20 protein-coding genes are annotated in these 19,767 nt (G+C 66.4%); 4 read left to right on the top strand and 16 right to left on the bottom strand.

Annotation, left to right across the window (positions count from 1 at the left end; genetic code table 11):
* Positions 1 to 44: 44 nt before the first annotated feature.
* From AC1Q7Q_RS22945 to AC1Q7Q_RS22935, 3 genes are read right to left on the bottom strand one after another with little or no spacing between them, the layout of a single operon-like run.
* On the bottom strand, positions 45 to 599 hold the full coding sequence (locus AC1Q7Q_RS22945; RefSeq protein WP_492370894.1) for a flavin reductase family protein: 555 nt from the start codon (positions 597 to 599) through the stop codon (positions 45 to 47).
* 20 nt (positions 600 to 619) lie between these two features.
* Positions 620 to 1,831 carry an acyl-CoA dehydrogenase family protein gene (locus AC1Q7Q_RS22940; protein WP_492370895.1) on the bottom strand — a complete coding sequence of 404 codons (1,212 nt, stop codon included), beginning with the start codon at positions 1,829 to 1,831 and terminating at the stop codon, positions 620 to 622.
* 33 nt (positions 1,832 to 1,864) lie between these two features.
* Positions 1,865 to 2,272 (bottom strand): VOC family protein, encoded by a 408-nt coding sequence (locus AC1Q7Q_RS22935; protein ID WP_492370896.1) that lies wholly within the window; start codon positions 2,270 to 2,272, stop codon positions 1,865 to 1,867.
* 142 nt (positions 2,273 to 2,414) lie between these two features.
* Between AC1Q7Q_RS22935 and AC1Q7Q_RS22930 the strand changes: the two genes are divergently transcribed.
* Positions 2,415 to 3,350 (top strand): LysR family transcriptional regulator, encoded by a 936-nt coding sequence (locus tag AC1Q7Q_RS22930; RefSeq protein WP_492370897.1) that lies wholly within the window; start codon positions 2,415 to 2,417, stop codon positions 3,348 to 3,350.
* A gap of 46 nt (positions 3,351 to 3,396) precedes the next feature.
* Here the strand turns inward: AC1Q7Q_RS22930 and AC1Q7Q_RS22925 are convergent, their stop codons facing one another.
* Together AC1Q7Q_RS22925 and AC1Q7Q_RS22920 are read right to left on the bottom strand one after the other, a co-directional pair.
* Positions 3,397 to 4,473 (bottom strand): maleylacetate reductase, encoded by a 1,077-nt coding sequence (locus AC1Q7Q_RS22925; RefSeq protein ID WP_492370898.1) that lies wholly within the window; start codon positions 4,471 to 4,473, stop codon positions 3,397 to 3,399.
* 10 nt (positions 4,474 to 4,483) lie between these two features.
* Positions 4,484 to 5,500: a tripartite tricarboxylate transporter substrate binding protein gene (locus tag AC1Q7Q_RS22920; RefSeq protein WP_416050847.1), complete on the bottom strand. Its 1,017-nt coding sequence runs from the start codon at positions 5,498 to 5,500 to the stop codon at positions 4,484 to 4,486.
* A gap of 185 nt (positions 5,501 to 5,685) precedes the next feature.
* Here AC1Q7Q_RS22920 and AC1Q7Q_RS22915 point away from each other — a divergent pair, with 185 nt between their 5' ends.
* On the top strand, positions 5,686 to 6,618 hold the full coding sequence (locus tag AC1Q7Q_RS22915; RefSeq protein WP_492370899.1) for a LysR family transcriptional regulator: 933 nt from the start codon (positions 5,686 to 5,688) through the stop codon (positions 6,616 to 6,618).
* Positions 6,619 to 6,682: 64 nt separating this feature from the next.
* Here AC1Q7Q_RS22915 and AC1Q7Q_RS22910 read toward each other — a convergent pair whose 3' ends face one another.
* The 11 genes from AC1Q7Q_RS22910 to AC1Q7Q_RS22860 form a co-directional block, all read right to left on the bottom strand.
* Positions 6,683 to 7,456 (bottom strand): helix-turn-helix transcriptional regulator, encoded by a 774-nt coding sequence (locus AC1Q7Q_RS22910; protein WP_492370900.1) that lies wholly within the window; start codon positions 7,454 to 7,456, stop codon positions 6,683 to 6,685.
* Between the two features lie 49 nt (positions 7,457 to 7,505).
* Complete coding sequence (locus AC1Q7Q_RS22905; protein WP_492370901.1) at positions 7,506 to 8,621, bottom strand: PAS domain-containing sensor histidine kinase; 1,116 nt, start codon at positions 8,619 to 8,621, stop codon at positions 7,506 to 7,508.
* Between the two features lie 80 nt (positions 8,622 to 8,701).
* Complete coding sequence (locus AC1Q7Q_RS22900) at positions 8,702 to 9,373, bottom strand: response regulator transcription factor (protein WP_492370962.1); 672 nt, start codon at positions 9,371 to 9,373, stop codon at positions 8,702 to 8,704.
* Between the two features lie 466 nt (positions 9,374 to 9,839).
* Entirely contained in the window at positions 9,840 to 10,868 is a 1,029-nt protein-coding gene (locus tag AC1Q7Q_RS22895) for a LacI family DNA-binding transcriptional regulator (protein WP_492370902.1), read from the bottom strand.
* A 100-nt stretch (positions 10,869 to 10,968) separates the two neighbouring features.
* Entirely contained in the window at positions 10,969 to 11,937 is a 969-nt protein-coding gene (locus tag AC1Q7Q_RS22890) for a tripartite tricarboxylate transporter substrate binding protein (protein ID WP_492370903.1), read from the bottom strand.
* Positions 11,938 to 12,016: 79 nt separating this feature from the next.
* On the bottom strand, positions 12,017 to 13,099 hold the full coding sequence (locus AC1Q7Q_RS22885) for a porin (protein WP_492370904.1): 1,083 nt from the start codon (positions 13,097 to 13,099) through the stop codon (positions 12,017 to 12,019).
* Positions 13,100 to 13,294: 195 nt separating this feature from the next.
* On the bottom strand, positions 13,295 to 13,633 hold the full coding sequence (locus AC1Q7Q_RS22880; RefSeq protein WP_492370905.1) for a cupin domain-containing protein: 339 nt from the start codon (positions 13,631 to 13,633) through the stop codon (positions 13,295 to 13,297).
* Positions 13,630 to 14,607 (bottom strand): quinone oxidoreductase family protein, encoded by a 978-nt coding sequence (locus tag AC1Q7Q_RS22875; protein ID WP_492370906.1) that lies wholly within the window; start codon positions 14,605 to 14,607, stop codon positions 13,630 to 13,632. Before AC1Q7Q_RS22875 ends, AC1Q7Q_RS22880 begins: the two co-directional genes overlap by 4 nt.
* A 61-nt stretch (positions 14,608 to 14,668) precedes the next feature.
* A complete protein-coding gene (locus AC1Q7Q_RS22870) occupies positions 14,669 to 15,553 on the bottom strand; it encodes a beta-keto acid cleavage family enzyme (RefSeq protein WP_183034932.1) in 885 nt (294 codons plus the stop codon).
* A 50-nt stretch (positions 15,554 to 15,603) separates the two neighbouring features.
* Positions 15,604 to 16,371: an SDR family NAD(P)-dependent oxidoreductase gene (locus AC1Q7Q_RS22865; RefSeq protein WP_492370907.1), complete on the bottom strand. Its 768-nt coding sequence runs from the start codon at positions 16,369 to 16,371 to the stop codon at positions 15,604 to 15,606.
* Positions 16,372 to 16,395: 24 nt separating this feature from the next.
* Positions 16,396 to 17,325 carry a dioxygenase family protein gene (locus AC1Q7Q_RS22860; protein ID WP_492370908.1) on the bottom strand — a complete coding sequence of 310 codons (930 nt, stop codon included), beginning with the start codon at positions 17,323 to 17,325 and terminating at the stop codon, positions 16,396 to 16,398.
* Positions 17,326 to 17,472: 147 nt separating this feature from the next.
* Here AC1Q7Q_RS22860 and AC1Q7Q_RS22855 point away from each other — a divergent pair, with 147 nt between their 5' ends.
* Complete coding sequence (locus AC1Q7Q_RS22855) at positions 17,473 to 18,216, top strand: YoaK family protein (RefSeq protein ID WP_492370909.1); 744 nt, start codon at positions 17,473 to 17,475, stop codon at positions 18,214 to 18,216.
* A 126-nt stretch (positions 18,217 to 18,342) separates the two neighbouring features.
* Positions 18,343 to 19,737, top strand: coding sequence for a selenium-binding protein SBP56-related protein (locus AC1Q7Q_RS22850; protein ID WP_492370963.1), 1,395 nt, complete (start codon positions 18,343 to 18,345; stop codon positions 19,735 to 19,737).
* Positions 19,738 to 19,767: the final 30 nt, after the last annotated feature.

Raw genomic sequence — 19,767 nt, 5'->3', positions numbered from 1 at the left:
CCAGCGATGTGGCGGCTAACAACCTAGTGTGTTCACAAACCAGATCAGCGCCGGGCTTCCGATTGACGGTCTTCCAGGAATCGGCTTCGCCAGAAGATCAGGGGAGACGCCGATTCTTCGTGGAACTCAACGACGCGGCCCACAAACATGATGTGGTCTCCGAGGTAGAGACTATGCTCGCGTCGGCAGTGGAACCAAGCCATGGACTCGTCGAGGACGATGCCCCCGCCGTCGAGCCTGCGTTTTGCAACGCCGTCGAACCTGTTCTCCGTCGGCTTTGCGAACCGCTGCGCGAGGCTGGCCTGTCGGTGGCTGAGCACGTTGACGGTGAAGCAATCGGCGGCCTGGAAAGCACTGCGATATCTCGAATCGACAAACAGGCTCCACGCTAGCAGCGGCGGGCTCATGGATAAGGAGCTGAATGAATTGACGGTAAGGCCCACCAGCGTGGCGTCGGGCGCTGTGGTGGTGACGATGGTGACGCCCGTGGCAAATGCGGAGAAGGCCATCCGCAACCGCTTGGCTTCTTCCGCGGAAGGCTTGCTTTGCGCGGCATCCTCGCCCGGCGCCGATTGTTGGCATTGGACGTTTGACGACATGGAGGTTCCTTGTCTCATAGTCACAGCATGGGATTCGTGACTTGCCCCCCCAGGGCATGCTGGCCAAACGCGCTACCGGCCACATCAAAGGCAAAGTTCACATGAGACTGAATAGCATGCGCGTCCCGGAAACAACGTTGCAGCGGACTGTTTTCATAGAGTCCGTTGGCCCCGGTCATGGAGAAAATGGTATCGACTGCCTGCGTGCACAGTTGCACGCAGAACGCCGCGTTCTTGCGGTACTTCAGCTTCGCGTGCAGGTCAGGAACCTGGCCGCCACGGGCGATCGCCATGACCTCGGCCGCGTCCGCCCGCAACAGCGTGCGGGCTGCGTCGATTTGCGCCGAGGCGGAGGCGACCTTGATCTGCACGGCCTGGAAATCGCTGATCTTGGCCGCCGTGTAGTGCGTCTTGCGGCTTCGGTTGCTCTCCAGGAAGATCTCGAGCGCCGCTTGCGCGTTGCCAAGGGCGGGGCCGGCAAGGGTGTGCCCACCCAATGCCACAAGGGGAAGCCGGAACAGCGGTCCCGGATTCGCCGCAGACGCGGGATGTTCGCCGCCACGGATGTCGGCCATGCAAAGAGCGCGGTGCATGGGGACAAAGATCTCATTGCAAACGACCTGCTTGCTGCCGGTGCCTTTCAGGCCGGCCGCGAACCAGTTGTCGACGACCTCGTAGTCGCGCTTGTGCACAAGGCACAGTCGGTGATCGGTAGGCGGCGCATCGGGAGCACTCCTGATGGTGACGGCCAGCATGTTCCATTCGCTTGCGTCGACGCCGCTGGAGAATGGCCAGCTGCCGGAGATGACGAAGCCGCCGTCCACCTTTTTGCCGCGTCCCGCCGGGAACGCAAGGGCCGAGGCAATCAGGTGATCCGGCGACGCGCCCCAGACATCCTCTTGCGCTTGTTGCGGGTAGAGCGAAAGCAGGAAGTGATGCGAGCCAAGGTTCGCCACGTTCCAGGCTGTCGACGGGCACCCGCGTGCGATTTCGGCGGAGATGTCGATGATCGCGACGTAGTCCAGTTCCATGCCGCCGCGGGACTGCGGCTGATGGTAACGAAACAGGCCTAGCTGATGCAGATCTCGCAACGTTTCGGGCAAGGGAACCCGGTCGGCTTCACACGCCGGGGCGCGCTCTCTAAGCGTGGCGACCAGGGAGCTGGCGCGCTGCATAGCTTCATCAGCGTTGACCATGGAGAAGTTGGAGGGAACTTCGGCGCGCATGTTCATGTTGGCTTCGAGTAGTGAGGGTTGACTGGGGGTTTATTGGTTCGGGAAATTGAGCTCGATCGAGACGCCATCGGGATCGGAGATAAAGATCTGTTCAAGGCCGGATTGGGGCAGGCTGCGCCGGCGCATAGAGATCGAAAGGCGTGTGAACCGCTCTTCAAACTCCACGAGCCCGGAGGCGAAGAAAGCAATATGGTCCACCGCACCGCCCCCGGTCGGAGACGCTCCGGGCTTACGGTCGAAGTAGGCCAGCAGTTGCTCGTCATCGCTGGCGCAGGCCAGATGCACGCAGACGTGGGATCCGATGGCAAGCCAGTACCCGGGGAATGGCGCCCATGGACGATGGCCCTCGCGCATGCCAAGGGCGTCGACATAGAAGCGACGCGACGCCTCGATATCTTTTGCGATAACCAGAAAGTGATTGAGGTCCGTCAGTGGCATTTTGGATAACTCAGGATGATTTCGTGAAATAGATGGAACTTATAGTGAATGCGATTTAGTTTATTGAAATCGCATATTTTTTTGACTGATATTTATTATCGTTGCATAACCCTGCGGTTATTTCACATCGGGAACTTGAATCATGACAACGTCTGGTCGTCTTCAGCACAGTTTGGCCACCCGGCTCAGATTCCGGCATCTGACCTTGCTGCTTGCACTGGAGAAGCAGCGCTCTGTCTCGCGCGTCGCGGCTGAGATGAACCTGTCGCAGCCGGCTGTGACAAAGGCGCTTCACGAAGTCGAGGAGATATTCCTGGCGCCGCTGTTCATTCGCGCGCGGCGAGGGCTGGAGCCAACCGCGACCGGGGCGGCCGTGCTGGCCCACGCGCGCCTGGTGATGGCGGATACGGAGGCGCTGGGACACGAGCTGACCGCCATTGAGGCAGGCCTGCAAGGACGGCTACGTCTTGGTGTGATCCCGTACGTGTCCACTGCGGTGTTGGATGCGGTCTGCGCCCACTGCCTGGGGCAGACACCCGCAGTATCCGTGCTGGTGCATGAGGGGACGACTGACGAACTTGTGGCAGCGTTGCGCGCGCATGAGCTCGACTGCGCCATTGCGCGTATCTACTGCTCTCCCGGTGAAGATATCGTGCAAACGCAGCTCTATGCCGAGGAGCCCACGATTGTTGTGCATGCGGCGGCGGCTCGGCGCTTGAACGCGTCGGCTCTGAACTGGGCGCAACTGGCGGGATTAGATTGGATCCTTCCCCCGAACCACACGCCAATCCGGCGCACGATCGATACGCTGTTCGCAACGGCCGGCGCGGCTCCGCCGGTCGCGATCGTGGAAACGTTCTCGATCAAGACAATGGCCGCACTACTGCGCATGCGGCCGCGGGCAATCACCATCGTGCCGCGTGGCGTGGCAGAAGAACTGGTCGCACTAGGCAGTGCCATGCTACCTCACGCGCTGCAGTGGGATTTGCCTGCCGTGGGAGCAATCTGGCTACGCCGCGCGGAGCATAGGGGGGCGCTGGAGGGATTGGTTCTCGCTCTGCGTGCGGCAGTAACCTAGCCAGGGCTGCCCAGGAAGCATGCACGCAAGCGCGCATGCAACACGCTCAGGCAGGCCGCGCCCCATCAAACGCATCCTGCAGCAACTGCCGGATCGCCGCCCTCTCCAGCGGGCGCGGATTCGGGTACTGGTTCAGCAAGGCAAGCTCGCAAGCACGATCCAGATCGTAGTCCTGCATGCCGATATCGCGCAGCGCAACCGGTGCGCCATTGTCGCGGGCCAGATCGAACAGCGCTTGTGGCGCGCTGAGCACGCCAAGCGCCGATGCTACCGTGGCGATCGCCCCCGGCGCGGCACTCGCGTTATAGGCCAGCGCATGCGGCAGTACGATGGTGTGCACCTCGGCGTGCGGCAGGTTGAAGCTGCCGCCCAGCGTATGGCACAGCTTGTGATGCAGCGACATGCCAACGTTGGCCAGCACGCTGCCGCACAGCCACGCGCCATACAGCGCATCGCTGCGCGCGGCCAGCCTGTCCGGCGCGCTGCCGCTGGCATGCGCCTGGCGGATGGCGGGAAGCGCACGGCCCAGCGCGGCGATGCCTTCGCGCGCCATGAGGCTGGTGACGGGATTGGCATCGCTCGCGTAGAGCCCTTCGGCGGCGTGCGCGATGGCGTTGATGCCGCTGGTCACGCTCAGCATCAGCGGCAGGCCGAGTGTGAGCTCGGGGTCGTACACCACGGTGCGCGGCAGCACGCGCGCGTCGCGGCCGGTGCGCTTGATGCCGCCTTCGGTCAGGCCGAAGATCGGCGTCATCTCGGACCCCGAGTAGGTGGTTGGCACCGCCACGATCGGCAGGCCCGACTCCAGCGCGATAGCCTTGCCCAGCCCGATGGTGGAGCCGCCGCCGATCGCCACCGCGCCATCCGCGCCCAGGCGCGCGGCCTGCTCGCGGGCAGCGCGCGCGGATTCGATCGGCACGTGCATCACGGCACCGTCGAAGACGCCCGCGGCACGCTCGCCCAGCAGGTCCGCCACATGCTCGGCCTGGCCGCGCTGGCCTGGCGTGGACAGCACCAGGACGCGACGCGCGCCCAGCGCGTCGATCTCGGCGCCGAGCCGGGCCAGCGCGCCGGCGCCAAACACCACGCGCTGCGGATGGCTTTGGTAGACGAAGGATTTCATGATGCGATGCTCAGTCGGCCACGATATTGCGGCTCTTGATCACGCGGGACCAGCGCTGCGACTCGCTCTTGACCAGTGCATTCATCTCCTGCCGGCCACCCGCCACCACCTCGAAGCCGCCGTCGGCCAGGCGCTGCGCCACCTTGGGGTCGCGCAGGGTAGCGCTCATGTCAGCCGCCAGCCGGTTCAGGATGGCCTCCGGCGTCTTGGCCGGTGCGATCATGCCGACCCACGAATAGACTTCGAAGCCCTTGTAGGTCTCGGCGATCGCCGGCACCGCGGGCAGGTGCGCATCGCGCTTGGGCGAGGTCACCGCCAGCGCGCGCAGCTTGCCGCCCTGGATATGCGGCAGCACCAGCGGCAGGCTGGCGATCATCGAATCGACGTGGCCGCCAAGCAGATCCGAGATGGCCGGGCCGCCGCCCTTGTAAGGGGTGTGGATGCCACTGGTGCCCGCGGTCTCGTGGAACAACTCGGCCGCTAGCTGGTTGGAGCTGCCGGCACCCACCGATGCATAGGAAACGGTGGCCGGCTTCTTCGCGGCGGCCACGTAATCCTGCAGCGTCTGGAACCGCGAGCTGGCCGGCACCACCAGCACCATGGGCGAGCGCACCATGTATGACACGCCGGTCAGGTCACGCTCTGGCGCGTATGGCAGCTTGGGGTACATCGACGATTCGGTGGCGAACGAGTCGAAGATCATCCCCACCGTGTAGCCGTCCGGCGCGCTGCGGGCGATAGCGCCCGTGCCGATGGTGCCGCCCGCGCCAGCGCGGTTCTCGATGACCACCGTCTGGCCAAGGCGGCCGCGGAAGTCCTCCTGGACCATGCGGCCTACCTTGTCGACCGTGCCGCCGGCCGCAAACGGGATAATCAGCGTGACCGGCTTGGCCGGGTAGGTTTGCGCGTTGGCGCCGCCAACAAGGCCGAGCGCCAGCGCGGCGGTGGCCGCCAGGCGCCGCAGCAGCGCCTGGCCGCGTGCGGCGTGGGGTTGATCGGAATGGCTTGTCTCCAGTCTTGTTGTCATTTTGTCTCTTCCTGTTGCGGTGACCGCACCTCCCCATCGTGCACGCCAAGGCAGGTGCACGATGGCGTGCTTTTGCCAAAATTGCGAAGATAGCCCGGGCGAAAGGCGTGGATTCGATGCTAACCTGCCGCATCGGCAGGGGCAATCCAGTCCGGCCGCGAAACGCCTTTGCACAGGACGCACAAATGGAATCGGCAAAATTTGCGGAGAATCTTTCGATCTTTGTCGAGGTGGCGCAGGCGCGCAGCTTTTCCGCCGTGGCCCGCCGCAAGGGCATGGTGGCCTCATCGGTAGCCCGCCAGATCGACTCCCTGGAGAACGAGCTGCAGGTAGCGCTGTTTACCCGTTCCACCCGCGCGCTGGTCCGCACCGACGCCGGCAACCTGCTGTTTGAGCGCGCGGTCAAGATCCTGCACGACATGACCGACGCGCGCAGCGAGGTCACCTCGCTGGAGCAGGGCGTGAGCGGCCTGCTGCGCGTAAGCTGCCTGCCCGCCTTTGGCCGGCGCCACGTGGTGCCGCACCTGGCCGCCCTCTATGACAAGTACCCGCGCCTGGCCATCGAGCTGGACCTGACCGAGCGCATCGTCGACCCCGTGGTGGAGCGCATCGACCTGGTGATCCGCGTGGGCCAGCAGGCGGACAGCAGCCTGATCGCCCAGCGCGTGGCCAGCCAGCGCTACGTGATCTGCGCCTCTGCGGCTTACCTGGCGCGCCATGGCAAGCCGGGGCACGCCAGCGAGCTGGGCAGCCACCGGCTGATCGACCGCCGCCACAGCACCAGCATGCGCGGCTGGCGGGAGTTGCTGGACAGCGACGTCGCGCAGCAGGCCATGTTCGCCTTCGAGTGCGACGACTGCGATGCGCGGCGGCTATCGGTGCTGCAAGGGCTGGGCATTGCCCTGATGCCGGACTGGTCGATCGGCGGCGATATCGGCGATGGCCGCCTGATCGAGCTGGAGATGGATGGGCTGGCCCCGCAACCGGAAACCGGCATCTACCTGCTGCGCGCGCTGCCGCGCGCCAGCGCCAAGGTGCGGGCGTTCTGCGAGCACCTGAGCGCCAACATCGGCAGCCCGCCGCGCTGGCAGGTGGCCATGGCGCCGGTGGGCGAATAACGCCGGGCTGGATGACACGGGAGCGCGCAGGATCGCGCGGGCGCCCCTGGCCGCGCCGGCCGCGCTATTCGCCTGGCAGCAGCCCCAGGGCAATCGCCGTGCGCACCGCCTGCAAGCGGTTTCCCACATCCAGCTTGCGCATCACGTTGCGCATGTGGTGGGAAATGCCATGCTCGGAGATGCCGAGGATCTGCCCGGCCTCCCAGGAAGTCTTGCCCAGCGCCACCCAGCGCAGCACCTCCAGCTCCCGCGCCGTCAGCGACACCGCCGGCTCGGCGCGCCCGCGCGCGATCGCGCAGAAACGATCGAGCACGGCTTGCGTGATGGCCGGGCCGAACAGGCGCGCGCGACAGACGGCGGCCTCGTCGTCGCCCGCGCTGCCATCGAGCGACAGCAGCGCCAGCGTGCCCATCTCGTGGCTTGGCATGCTGGCGGAAAAGGCAATGGCCGCGGTCAGCCGGCGGTCCAGCTCGGCCCGTGCCAGCGCCGCGTCATCGGGGGGCCGCACCAGGGGTTCCGCGCTGCTGCACACCACCGGCCCCAGGGAATCGCGCGCCTTGACCACCAGCGCCGCGAGGGCCTCGCCGTGGGCTTCCAGCGCCAAGCTCGCGCCACCAGGCAGGCTGGTCAGCGAACCGGCATGGGCCGCGCCGGAGCCCGGCAGCCCCTTGTAACGCAGATAGAAATGATTGAACCCGAGCAGCCTGGCGGCGGTGCAGACAGCACCCGCCAGCCCCTCGATATCCTGGGCACGGTCGATGTCGCCCAGCAGCACGGCCAGGGCGGAGGGCGCATCCGCGGGAATCGCGGCGCCAAGCGAAATATCGGGAGAACGCATGTGTGAAAACCGCCGCTCTTGCTGCGGGATGGCATCTGTCAGACGCCAATCATAAGCGCGTTTCCCGCACGGGCAGCGTAAAGCGGAATGTGGCGCCCGGACCCGGCTGCTCGTCAACCCAGATGCGCCCGCCGTGCGACTCCACCACCGAGCGGCAGATCGACAAGCCCATGCCGAGGCCCTCGGGCCGGGTGGTAAAGAATGCGTCGAACAGGTTCGGGATGTTCGCCGGCGCGATGCCCGGGCCCGTGTCCTGCACCGTGCAGAGCACCCGCGGCGGCGCGGCGCCGAGCCGTTCGCACCGCACCAGGATCGAACGCAGGCCGGCTGGCACCGCCGCGCAGGCCTGCATGGCATTGAGCAGGAGGTTGATCAGCACCTGCTGCAGCTGGATGCGATCGCCCAGCACCGCCGGCAAGCCCGGCGCCACATGGGCGGACACCGCCACACCCTGGTTGCCCATTTCCGGCATCAGCAGCGCCAGGGATTCAGCCAGGGCGGCACCCAGGTCCACGGGCGCGCGCTGCGGCACGCTCTTGGCCGCCAGCGCGCGCGTGCGGCCGATGACGGCGCTGGCGCGCCGGCCCTCGCTGATCATGCGCTGCACCGCGCTGCGCGCCTCCTCCAGGTTGGGTTGCGCCCGGTCCAGCCAGCGCAGGCAGGCTTCCCCATGCGTGATGATGCCCGCCAGCGGCTGGCTGACTTCGTGCGCGATGGATGCCGTCAGTTCGCCCAGCACGGCGATGCGCGACACGTGCGCCAGTTCCGCCTGCGCCACGCGCAGCACTTCCTCGGCGCGGCGGCGCTCCGTGATATCGACCACGGTGCCGACAAAGCCCAGGCTGTGCTCGCTGCCCCGGCGCGGCTGTCCCACGCAGATGAGGTGCTTCTCTTCGCCGTTGTGGCACAGAATGCGGAACTCCTGCTGGAACGGCGTGCCCTCCTTGCACGCGCGGGCCATGCCGGCGAGCACGCGGGCACGCTCGCCGGCATGGATCATCGCCACCAAGGTGTGCATGCCCGGTGCGCCAGGCGCGGGGTCGAGCCCGAAGAGCCGGTACATCTCCGCCGACCAGCGCATCTCGCGCCGCGCCGGCCACCATTGCCAGCTGCCGGTCTTGCTGATGCGCTGGCCCTCGGCCAGGGAGGCCTCGCTTTCATGCAAGCCGCGCCGCCTCGCGCGGGCGTTGCCCAAGCTGCCTTTGCGCAGCGCATGACGCGGGGAATAGGGTCTGCGCATCGTGATCACGCCTGCGCCGCCGCGTTGGTCAGGCCGAGCACGTGCGCCATCACCACCAGTTCGGCAAAGGTCCGCGCGCCCATCTTCTTCATGGCCTGCGCGCGATGGATCTTGACCGTGACCGTGCTCAGGCCCACGTCGTCGGCAATCTGCTTGTTCATCAGGCCCGCCGCCGCCAGCGCCATGACTTCGCGCTCGCGCGATGTCAGCGTCTCGAACGCAGCCTTCAGTTCGCGCCCGCGCCGTTCGCAAGCGCGCCGCTGCACGTCCCTGCCGATGGCCTCCGTCACCGCATCGAGCAGGTCCTGGTCGCGGAACGGCTTGGTCAGGAAATGCGTTGCACCGGCCCGCATCGCCATGACCGACATGGCAACGTCTGCGTGGCCGGAGATAAACACCACCGGCACCGGGCAGCCCACCTCGGCCAGCATGGCCTGCAGTTCCAGCCCGCTGGCACCCCTGAGGCGCACATCCAGCACCAGGCAACACGGCACATCGGGAATCGGAAAGCACAGGAACTCGGCCGCGGAAGCAAAGGTCCTGACCTGGATATCCATCGAGCGGAACAGGCTGGCAATGCCATCGCGCAAGGCCGCGTCATCGTCGACGACCAGCACCACGCCGTCGTCGACGAGCCAGGCGCCGCCGGGACTGGGATAGCTGCCGGATATCGCCATGCCGCGTCCTATGCCCGGCACCTGGAGAAAAGGCATGCGACGATCATTTGAATCCTCTATTCTCAAACTCCGGGAAAAGCGGCAACGCGAGATGCGCCAACCTGCATGGCGGGCAGCGCGATTCTTCCCTATCCGCATGAGGCCGGCCATTGTCCAGGGGTGTGCACAGCCCATCCCTGGGTGTAGCCGGGGCGTGAGCCCATGCAAAGGACACCTCGCCAGCTTCACAACTCCGGCTGATTCCGGCTGCCTCGCGTCGATTTTGCAATCGTTTGCATTGTGAATGAAAGCACCGAAAGATCAAGGCCGAAAACGCCGCCGCGCCGGGTCCGCACAATCCGAAAATGGGCTGCAGCCCTTGCTGCGCATGGCTTTGAAACCGACGGCCCGTGCCCACTACAAGGATGTGTAGTTGACCACCGTCGCGATTCCCGGAAAATGCGGGTTGCTCGCCTGCGCGTGCCGCCTAGTGCGCCGGCGGTGCCGTCGAGCCGCGTACGATCAGCTCCGGGCGGAGCACCACGCTGGCAGCCTCGGCCTTCGCGTTCTCGATGCGCGCCAGCAGCAGCGTCGCCGCCTGCACGCCCATCTCGTGAACGGCAATCCGGATGGTGGTGAGCGCAGGCGTGAGCGCATCGACAAAGGGCATATCGTTGTGGCCGATCACCGAGACGCGCGCCGGGCATGCAATCCCGGCCTCGCGCAGGTAGTCATAGCATCCCAGCGCCACCAGGTCGTTGCCCGCGGCGATCGCGGTCAGCGCGGGAAACCGCGCCAGCAGCGCGCGGCAGGCTTCGCGCCCCGCTTCGCGGCCGTAGCTTGCCGCTTCCACGATCATCCATTCGTCTTTGCGCAACTTGTTGCGCCGCACCGCATCGATAAAACCCTGCTTGCGCTGGTGGCCGGTGGACAGCGAGTCCGGCCCGGCGATATGGCCAATGCGGCGATGCCCGAGCGCCACCAGATGATCGACGGCGAGCCGCATCCCGAGCAGGTTGTCGCTGACCACGCAGGGCACCCGGCCGATATCCTCCCCGCGGTTGACCATCACCACGGGGATGTTCTGCTTGACGCAGTAGTCCAGCACGGCATCCTCGCGCTCGGCGGTCGCCAGGATCAGGCCGTCGACCTGGCGGCCCATCATCTGGTCGATGACAAAGCGCTGGCGCGTCTTGTCGGCGCCCACATTGACCACGATGGGCACATAGCCATGCGAGGCCAGTACGCCCTCGAGCCCGGCCAGGATCGGCGGGAACACGGGGTTGGAGATATCCGGCAGCACCACGCCGATGAGCCCGGAGCGCTTGGTGCGCAGCCCGGCGGCGATGCGGTTGGGCCGGAAGCCGAGCTCGTCGGCCATGCGCAGGATGCGCTCGGCCACCTCATCGGCAACCAGGTGCCGCGTGGCGGCATTCATCACCCGGGAAACGGTGGAGTAATGGACATCCGCCTTCGCCGCCAGGTCCTTCAGGGTAATGCGCTTGCGCTGGTCCATGCGGGCAGGGAGGCTGGTGTGCAGTGAGTGAGAACAAGCCATTTTAAGCGAAGACGCACGCGCCGCGCCCGCATCCTCGCCAACCGCCCTCTCGCGCCTCCTACTGCCCGGCCTGCACGCCGGACTGCCGCACCACCGGCGCCAGCTTGGCGATCTCTGCCTTGATATAGCGCTCGAACTCCTGGGGCGTGGACGTGCGCGCTTCGGCGCCTTGCACCGACAGCCGCTCGCGTACCTCCGGCGTGGCCAGCGCCTTGGCGATCTCGCCATTGAGCGCGGCCACGATCTCCTTGGGCGTGCCCGCGGGCGCCAGCACGCCGAACCATGACTCGAAGGCGTAGCCCGGCAAGCCTGATTCCGCCACCGTCGGGATGTCCGGCAAGGCGGTAGCCCGCTTCGGCGTGGTGACCGCCAGCGCCTTGAGCTTGCCCTGGCGCACGAACGGCATGGCGGAGACAGTGGGCGCAAACATCAGGTCGACACGGCCCGCCATGACATCGGTCAGCGCCTCGCCCGTGCCCTTGTAGGGAATGTGCGCGATATCCACGCCAGCTTCCATCTTGAACAGCTCCCCGCTCAGGTGGGTCGAGCTGCCGGACCCGGCGGAGTCGAAGTTCATCGTGCCAGGCTTGGCCTTGGCCGCTGCCACCACATCCTTGACCGAACCCAGCTTGCTGGCGCTGTTCACCACCAGCACGTTGGGCACCGTCGCCACCAGCGTCACCGGCGCGAAATCCTTGACGGTGTCGTACGACAGCTTGGGATAGAGCGTGGCATTGATGGCATGCCCGACCGATACCAGGATCAGGGTGTAGCCATCCGGCGCGGCCTTGGCGACCAGCCCCGCGCCGAGCGTGCCGCCCGCACCGGGCCGGTTCTCCACGATCATCTGGTAGCGGCCGGATTCGCCCAGCTTGTTGCCGATGATGCGGGCGAGGATGTCGGTCGCGCTGCCGGATGAGAATGGCACCACCAGACGGATCGGCTTGGCGGGATACTGGGGCGGCTGGGCGAGCGCGCCCACGGCGCTCACCGCGAGGGTGGCGCTCAGCAGGATGTTTCGAATCACGGTTGTCTCCTCCACCGCCTCGGGTCCGGCCGGATCGTGGTCCGGCCGGGCTGGGCGGCGCGATGGTCAGGTTCGAGGGTTAGAAGTTGTGGCGCATGCCTAGCGCAAAGGTTTGCGGATCGGCGCCTGCCGAAACGCCGAGGCTGTTGATGGCGAAGTCGTAGATAGCGTTTTTCCTGTTGTTGATGCGGCTGTAGTAGGTAAAGAGCGCGGTGCGCTTTGACAGCAGGTAGTCATAACCGACCGTGATCTGGGTGGCGCCGGTCTGCGCGCCGCTGCGAAAAAACCCCACCGTCTCGGTGGCATTGCCGGCACCGTTGCTGGCCAGTGCGAAACCCAGCCTGATGCTGCCGGGCCCGAGCTTTTGCACCACCGAGGTGTAGTAGCCGTTGCGCGTCAGGTCGCCCGTGGCGGTGCGGTAGTGCAGCCGCTCATACAAGGCGGAGACCTTGGTGCTGGCAAGCTGGTAGGACACGCCCACCTTGATGGCATCGTCGTTGCGGCCCGCCGTCTGGTAGTGCTGGTGAACCTCGTAGGCCAGCGCCACGCTGAGCGGCCCGCGCTCATAGCTGGTGGCGAACGAGTACAGCGCCGGGTTGCGCGGCGTGGTGAGCTTTTCCTCGGGCACGCCCCAGCCCACGCCCGCGCGCAAGCCCCTCCATTCCGGGCTGCGGTATTGCACGATGTTCTGCTCGCGGCGATCGAAGGAGTGCGTGTCCTGGATGTTGTTGGTGCTCGATGCCGAGCCGTTGCTGATCAGCGCCATATACCCGGCGGTGGTCGGGTAATAGGGGTCGTACTCCATGGTGGCTTCGGTGTAAGGCGTGGTCCAGTGCCCCATGAAGAAAGTACCGTAATCACCGCTCAATCCAATGCGAGAGTTTCGTCCCGCAATCTGCCCGGCCCCGTTATCAATCGACAGGTTGCTCTCGATCTGCCAGATTGCCTTGAGAGAGCCGCCAAGGCCCTCCTCGCCCCGCAAGCCGAAGACCGACCGGTTGTTGGTCAGCCGTCCGGTGCCGCCCATCACGGCGCCGTTGGTAGCGGTGCTGGCTCGCGAATACTCGATGCTGGTATTGAGCCGCCCGTAGACCGTCACCGTGGATTGCGCATGAGTGGGCCCGCACACCGCCACCACAGCGAGCGCCCCAGCGCCAGCCATCAGACCCGGCCACGGGTGCCGGGGCGCGGGGCTCGCCGCGCTGTCCTTTGTTGTCTCCTGCCACCCATGCAACCGGTACCTCCTATGCCTCCAGGCATTTCCCATATCTCTCATCCCCTATTGCGGATTCGCGGCGTGGCGCGTCCGTCTGGTCGATTTGAAGTAGATACAAACGTTTGCAATCAAAGTAAAAGTTCAGGGCGGGTACGGCATGGCCAGCAGCAGCATGGCGGGACGGTTGCCGGGATTCTCCACCTTGCGGGCTTCACCCGGCGCCAGGCAGACCGAGTCGTACTGCGACAGATGCGCGACCTGCTCCCCGGTGCTGATGGTGACTTCCCCCTCCAGCACCACATAGTGCTTTTCCATGGGCGAGGCATCCAGCCCGGTATGGCCGCCCGGCAGGATCACCGAGACACCGAGCCAGAGCGATGCCGACGGCCCGGCCTCAAACCCCTGCAGGCGCAGGCAGCGCATGCCCTCGTGGCCGGGCGGGAAATAGGCCGGCGCGGCGGCGAACCGGGTCGTGTTCATGGCATCAGCACCACACGTTCCGGGGCGCCTTGCAGCACCGCGCGATAAGCCTCGGCGGCGCGCGCCAGCGCGAAGGTGTAGTCCGCGTGCACCGGGAAGGGCCTGAGCTGCCCGGCCGCGAACATGGGGCCGAGCTGATCGAAGACCGCCGCGCAAGCGATGCTGTCCATGGCCAGCGTGTCGATGCCCACATACGTATGCTGCCCGCGGTAGAAGGCGAAGATGTCGAACGGCACGGCGCGGTCGATGGTCGAGATGAAAATCTGCGCGGCACCGATCGCCATGGCCTTGTTGGCTTGCTCGAAGTACGGGCTGCCGACCGTGTTGTAGACGATATCCGCGCCGTGCCCGTCGGTCTCGTCGCGCACCACTTCGGCGATGTTGTCGCGGCTGGCGTCCAGCATGCGCACGATGCTGCTGGCGTGGCCGCGAAACGGCCCGGCCTCGCGCTCCACGGCGAAGACGCGCGCCCCCAGCGCGGTGGCAATCTGGATGGTGGCCTGGCCAACCTTGCCGTTGCCGCCGCATACCAGCACCACGCTGCCCGCCTTCGGCAGGCCGGCGCGGCGCAGGCCCTCATAGGCGGTGACAAACGGCACGCCAACCGCGCCGGCTTCTTGCAAAGTTACATTGGCGGGCTTCTCGCGCACCGCGGCAACGTCGAGCGTCAGGTAGCGGCTGTGCGTGCCATCGCGGCGAATGCCAAGCTCGCCGCCGCTGCCCCAGACTTCCTTGCCCAGCAGGTGCGCGGGGCCGTCCACCACCACGCCGGCGTAGTCGCGGCCGGGCACACGCGGCCATACGGCGTGCGGCATCAATCCCAGCGTGGCCTTGACATCGCTCGGGTTGACGCCCGCGCTGGCGACTTCGATGACGCATTGGCCGGAGCCGGGCACGGGCTTGGGAATGCCGACGAACTCGAGTTGCAGCGCGTCGATGTTCGCTGCCTTCTGGGAGACGCGGATAGTGTTCATGATGATGTGATGTTTGTGTATGTGTTCGTGTATTTGCTTGTGTATGTGCTGCCCTGCTCGTTCATGCCGCCCGCAGGCCGAGCGTGGCCCGGGCCTCGTGTGGCGACGCCAGCGCGCCGCCCAGCGATTTGATGATGTCGCGCGCCTTGGCGACCAGCGCTGCGTTGTCCGGGGCGAGCACGCCCTTCTCCAGGTAGATGTTGTCCTCCAGGCCAACCCGGACATGCCCGCCCGCCAGCCACGCCTGCGCCACGATCGGGAACTCCGCCCGGCCAACGCCGAAGGCGGACCAGTGCGCGCCCGGCGGCAGCATATTGCGCGCGTAGAACAAGGTCTCCGGCGTGGCCGCGAAACCGTATTTCACGCCGAGCACGAAGGTCCACAGGCCGGGGCCGTCCAGCACGCCTTCCTGGATGAAGTCGCGCGCCATATGGAGGTCGCCGGAGTCGAAGATTTCAAGCTCCGGCATGACACCCGCCTCGCGGATGATGGCCGCCATCTTGCGGACGTTCCGCGGCGTGTTGATAACCACGTCCGCACCGGAATTCATGGTGTTGAGGTCCAGCGAACACACATCGGGGCGCAGCGCGGCGATATGCGCGACGCGCACTTCCGGGCGGACCAGGGTGGTGCCCGGGGCGGCGTTGCGGGGTTCGTCCTCGCCCGGCACGAAGCGCCCGCCCGGGCCGGTGGTCAGGTTGATGATGAGCGCCTTGTTGCGCTTGCGGATCAGCTCGATCACCTCGGCGTAGTACTCGAGCGCCATCGATGGACGCCCGGTCTCGGGGTCGCGCACATGGATGTGGGCTGCGGCCGCGCCCGCCTCGGCCGCCTCCAGCGCCGCCGTGGCGATCTGCGCCGGCGTCACCGGCAGGCCGGGATGTTGCTCCGGGGTAACGATATTGCCGGTGACGGCGCAGGTAATGATGGTCTTTCTGCTATGCATGGTGAACGTGTTGGTGTCTTGCTGCCTGGAACAATGTGTCTGGGGCGGAATCAGCCAAGCTGGCGCCCGCCGTCGACCACGATGGTGGTGCCGGTGGAAAAGCGCAGCGACGTGGCACAGGCCACGATGGCATCGGCGACGTCATCCGGTTTGCCGATGCGCTTGAGCGGCGTGGTCCTGGCCGCGCGCTCGTTGAAGGCGCTGTCGCGCCCGGGCACGAAATCGGTGTCGACCACGCCGGGCGATACGTTAAGCACGCGGATCTCGGGCGCCAGCACGCGGCCCAGCGATACGGCCATCATGTCGAGCCCCGCCTTCACCGCGCAGTACGCCACGTTGCTGCCCATGCCGGTGCGCCCCGCGATGGACCCCACGTTGACCACCAGCCCCTCGCCCGTGGCCTTCAGGTGCGGCGCCATGGCGCGGATCGCGGCGAACTGGCCGCGCCAGTTCACCGCGAACATCTCATCGATCAGCGCGTCGTCCAGCGCGTCGAGGTCGGCATGCGCTATCGCCTTGGTGAAGCCAGCGCTGTTGACCAGCATGTCGATGCGGCCGTACTTGCGCTGCACGTCATCGGCCAGGCGCACGAGCGAAGCGGTATCGCTGATCTGCGCCACCGCCGCGAGATGGTTGCCCGGCGGCAGTTCGGCCACCGCTCGCGCGGCAGTCTGCGCGTCGCGGCTGACCAGCACCACGCTGGCCCCCAGGGTTGCGAGCTTGCGCGCCGTCGCCATGCCGATACCGCCGGTGCCGCCGAGGATCACGGCAACCTTGCCGGCAAGTTGCGGCGTCGGAGCTTGTTGTTGAATGGTCATCGTCAGTTCTTCCGTGGTCGGTAATCAGTCGATCGGCGGCGTCGGGAAGGTCTGCTCGCCCGGCTCCAGCACAAAGTTGAAATCCAGCGTGTAGAACGGCGCAGGGAAACCGCCCCATGGGCTAGTGCCTTCGTCCACACGCCGGAAATGGCCCACCAGTTCGCGGTGCACGCCAAAGGTCACGTCCGACTCCAGGTGCTCGGAATCGTCGGCGAAGACCTGCGTGACAAGCGTGCGATAGCCCGGTGCCGCGGCGATGAAATGAATGTGCGCCGGGCGGTACGGATGGCGGTTCTGTTCGGCCAGCAACTGGCCCACGGGGCCGCCAGTCGGCACGGGATAGCCCGCCGGGCGCACCGAGCGGAAATGGAAGCGGCCTTGCGCATCGGTCCGAAAGGCGCCGCGCAGGTTCTTGTCCGGCTGCGAGGGGTCCTGGTTGTCATAGAGGCCAACCGGCGAAGCCTGCCACGCTTCCACCAGCGCGCCGGCCAGGGGCACGCCGGCGGTGTTGCGCACTTGCCCCCTCACAAACAATGGCAGCCCCGGCGTCTCGCCTTGCACCACGCAATCCCCGCACGCGTAAGCCGGCGCGCCGCCGCGATAGAACGGGCCCAGCAGGGCGCCCGGCGTGCGGCCATCGGTGATGCCGTTGTTCATCAGCGTCACCAGCGTCGACAGCCCGAGCACATCGGCCGCCAGCACGACCTCGTTGTTGGTAGCGTTGGTCGCATGGCCCAGCGCCGCGACAAAGCGCAGCCCGAACTCGAACTCCTCGTCGCTGGGCCGCACCTGCCTCAGGAACGCGTGCAGATGATCGACCAGCGCGTCGACGACCTCCCGCAGGCGCGGGTCGGTGGTATCGCGCATCGCCTGCTTGACCAGTTGGCTGAGCGTGTGTTCGTCGTCCACCACGGACAGGCCGCGGCCGAGCTTCGAGGCAAGTGTCGTCTCCATATTCATCTCTGGGTTCCATTCTTTGCAAACGTTTGCATTATGGGCCGGGTTCTGGAAAAATCAAGAACATTTGCAATTGGACAGGCCCGCGCGTCCTATGCTGTAGTACGGGCGAGCGCCCTCCTCTTCACAAACATGAACCCCGCCATGCAGACCACGCCACAGTCCTCGCCGCCCACGCAACCGCAGGCAATCGCCAGCCAGGTGTTCAAGGGCGCCATGCTCAGCCTGGTAGCGGGCTACGTCGATGTAGTCGGCTTTATCGCCCTGTTCGGCCTGTTCACCGCGCACGTCACCGGCAACTTTGTCATGCTCGGCGTGGCGCTCGCGCACGCGACCGGTGGCGTGCTGGCCAAGCTGCTGGCGCTGCCGGTGTTCGCGCTTTCGGTGGCGGCGACGAAGATCGCCGTCGATGCCATGCAGGCGCGCGGCAGGCCACCGCTGCCGCCGCTGCTGGTCACGCAAGGATTGTTGCTTGCCGCCTTCATGCTGGCGGGCTGCGTGGCCTCGCCCATGGCCTCGCCCGACATGCCATCGGCCATTGCAACCGGCATGCTGGGGGTGGCCGCCATGGCGGTCCAGAACGCGCAATCCCGGATCGTGCTGACCGACCATGTGCCGACCACCATCATGACGGGCAACAGCACGCAGGTCATCATCGACCTGGTCGAGCTGCGCAGCGCCTCGGCCGACAAGGTGGCCGCGGCGAAGAACCGGCTGCGCAAGATGGTCCCCGCCATCGCCGCATTCGCGGCCGGCGCCGTGTCGGGCGCGTATGCCTATGTGCAGGCGTCGTACTGGTGCCTTGCCGTGCCGATCCTCATCCTGCTGGCGCTGGCGTATAGCTACCGGGCCGGCCCTGCCGCGTCCCTGGCCGGCAGACAAGCGTAGCGCCAAGGCAAAGCCATTGGAGCATGCCTCAGCCGGCGCCCGACGTCCGCCGCGATGTGTCCTATAGTTCAAAGCCAGTGGCAGCCGGCAAGCGCCACGGCAAGGCAAGGCACAAGGAGACGCATGATGGCAACCTGGAAGCCCGATCCCAGTTTCTACCCGTCGCCCCGTCTGGCCGCAAAGGCGCCGCCCGAAGCACTCGCCTACGTGGCGATGTTCGATCCCACACGTACCCAGCCTGACGGCATTGCCGTAGTCGACGTCGATCCCGCCTCCAAGGCCTACGGCACTATCGTCGGCCAGGTCATGGTGCCCAACGCGGGCGACGAACTGCATCACTTCGGCTGGAACGCCTGCTCGTCCTGCCTGTGCCCCAACGCCCCGCACCCGCATATGGAGCGGCGCTACCTGGTGGTGCCGGGCCTGCGCTCGTCGCGCATCTACATCATCGACACCAAGCCTGATCCGTTGCGGCCAGCCATTGCCAAGATCATCGAGCCGGGCGAACTGGCCGAGCGCACCGGTTACTCGCGCCCGCATACCGTGCATTGCGGCCCCGGCGGCATCTACGTGACCGCGCTGGGCAACGCAGAGGGCAAGGGGCCGGGCGGCATCATGCTGCTGGACCAGCAGGGCTTTGATCCGCTCGGGCAATGGGAAGTGGAGCGCGGCCCGCAGCATTTTGCCTATGACGGCTGGTGGCACCTTGGCTTCGACACGCTGGTGACCAGCGAATGGGGCACGCCGGACATGATCGAGGATGGCCTGGTGCCGGAGATCCTGCTCGGCTCGCGCTATGGCAGGCGGCTGCATTTCTGGGACATGACCAAGCGCAAGCACCTGCAGGAGATCGACTTCGGCGAGGAATACCAGCTCGTGTTCGAGCTGCGCCCCGCGCACGACCCCACCAAGGCGTACGGCTTCGTCAACTGCGTGATCAGCCTGAAGGACCTGTCCTCATCCATCTGGGTCTGGTATCGGGACGAAGGCAAATGGGCGATCCGCAAGATCATCGATATCCCGGCGGAGGCTGCGGACCCCGACCTGCTGCCGCCCATCCTCAAGGGCTTCAAGGCGGTGCCGCCGCTGGTCAGCGATATCGACCTGTCGATGGACGACCGCTTCCTCTACGTGTCCTGCTGGGGCACCGGCGACCTGCTGCAGTACGACGTCTCCGACCCGTTCGCGCCCAGGCAGACCGGCTGCGTGCGCATCGGCGGCATCGTCTCGCGCGCCACGCACCCGGGAGCAGGTGGCGCCGCGCTCAACGGCGGCCCGCAAATGGTGGAGGTCAGCCGCGACGGGCGGCGCATCTACTTCACCAACTCGCTTTACGGCGCGGTCGATGCGCAGTTCTACCCGGAGGGCATCGAGGGCTGGATGGTCAAGCTCGACGCCGCGCCCGAAGGCGGCATCCGCTTCGACCCACGGTTCTTCCTGCGCTGGCCGGCGGGCCATCGCCCGCACCAGGTCAGGCTGGAAGGGGGTGACTGCTCGTCGGATTCGTACTGCTACCCATAGACGCATAACGTCATAGCGCCATAACACCGC

This window comes from Cupriavidus sp. GW823-FHT07A04, assembly GCF_058794615.1.
Note: the sequence above shows the minus strand (reverse complement) of the source record. Positions and strands in the feature narration are given on the sequence as shown.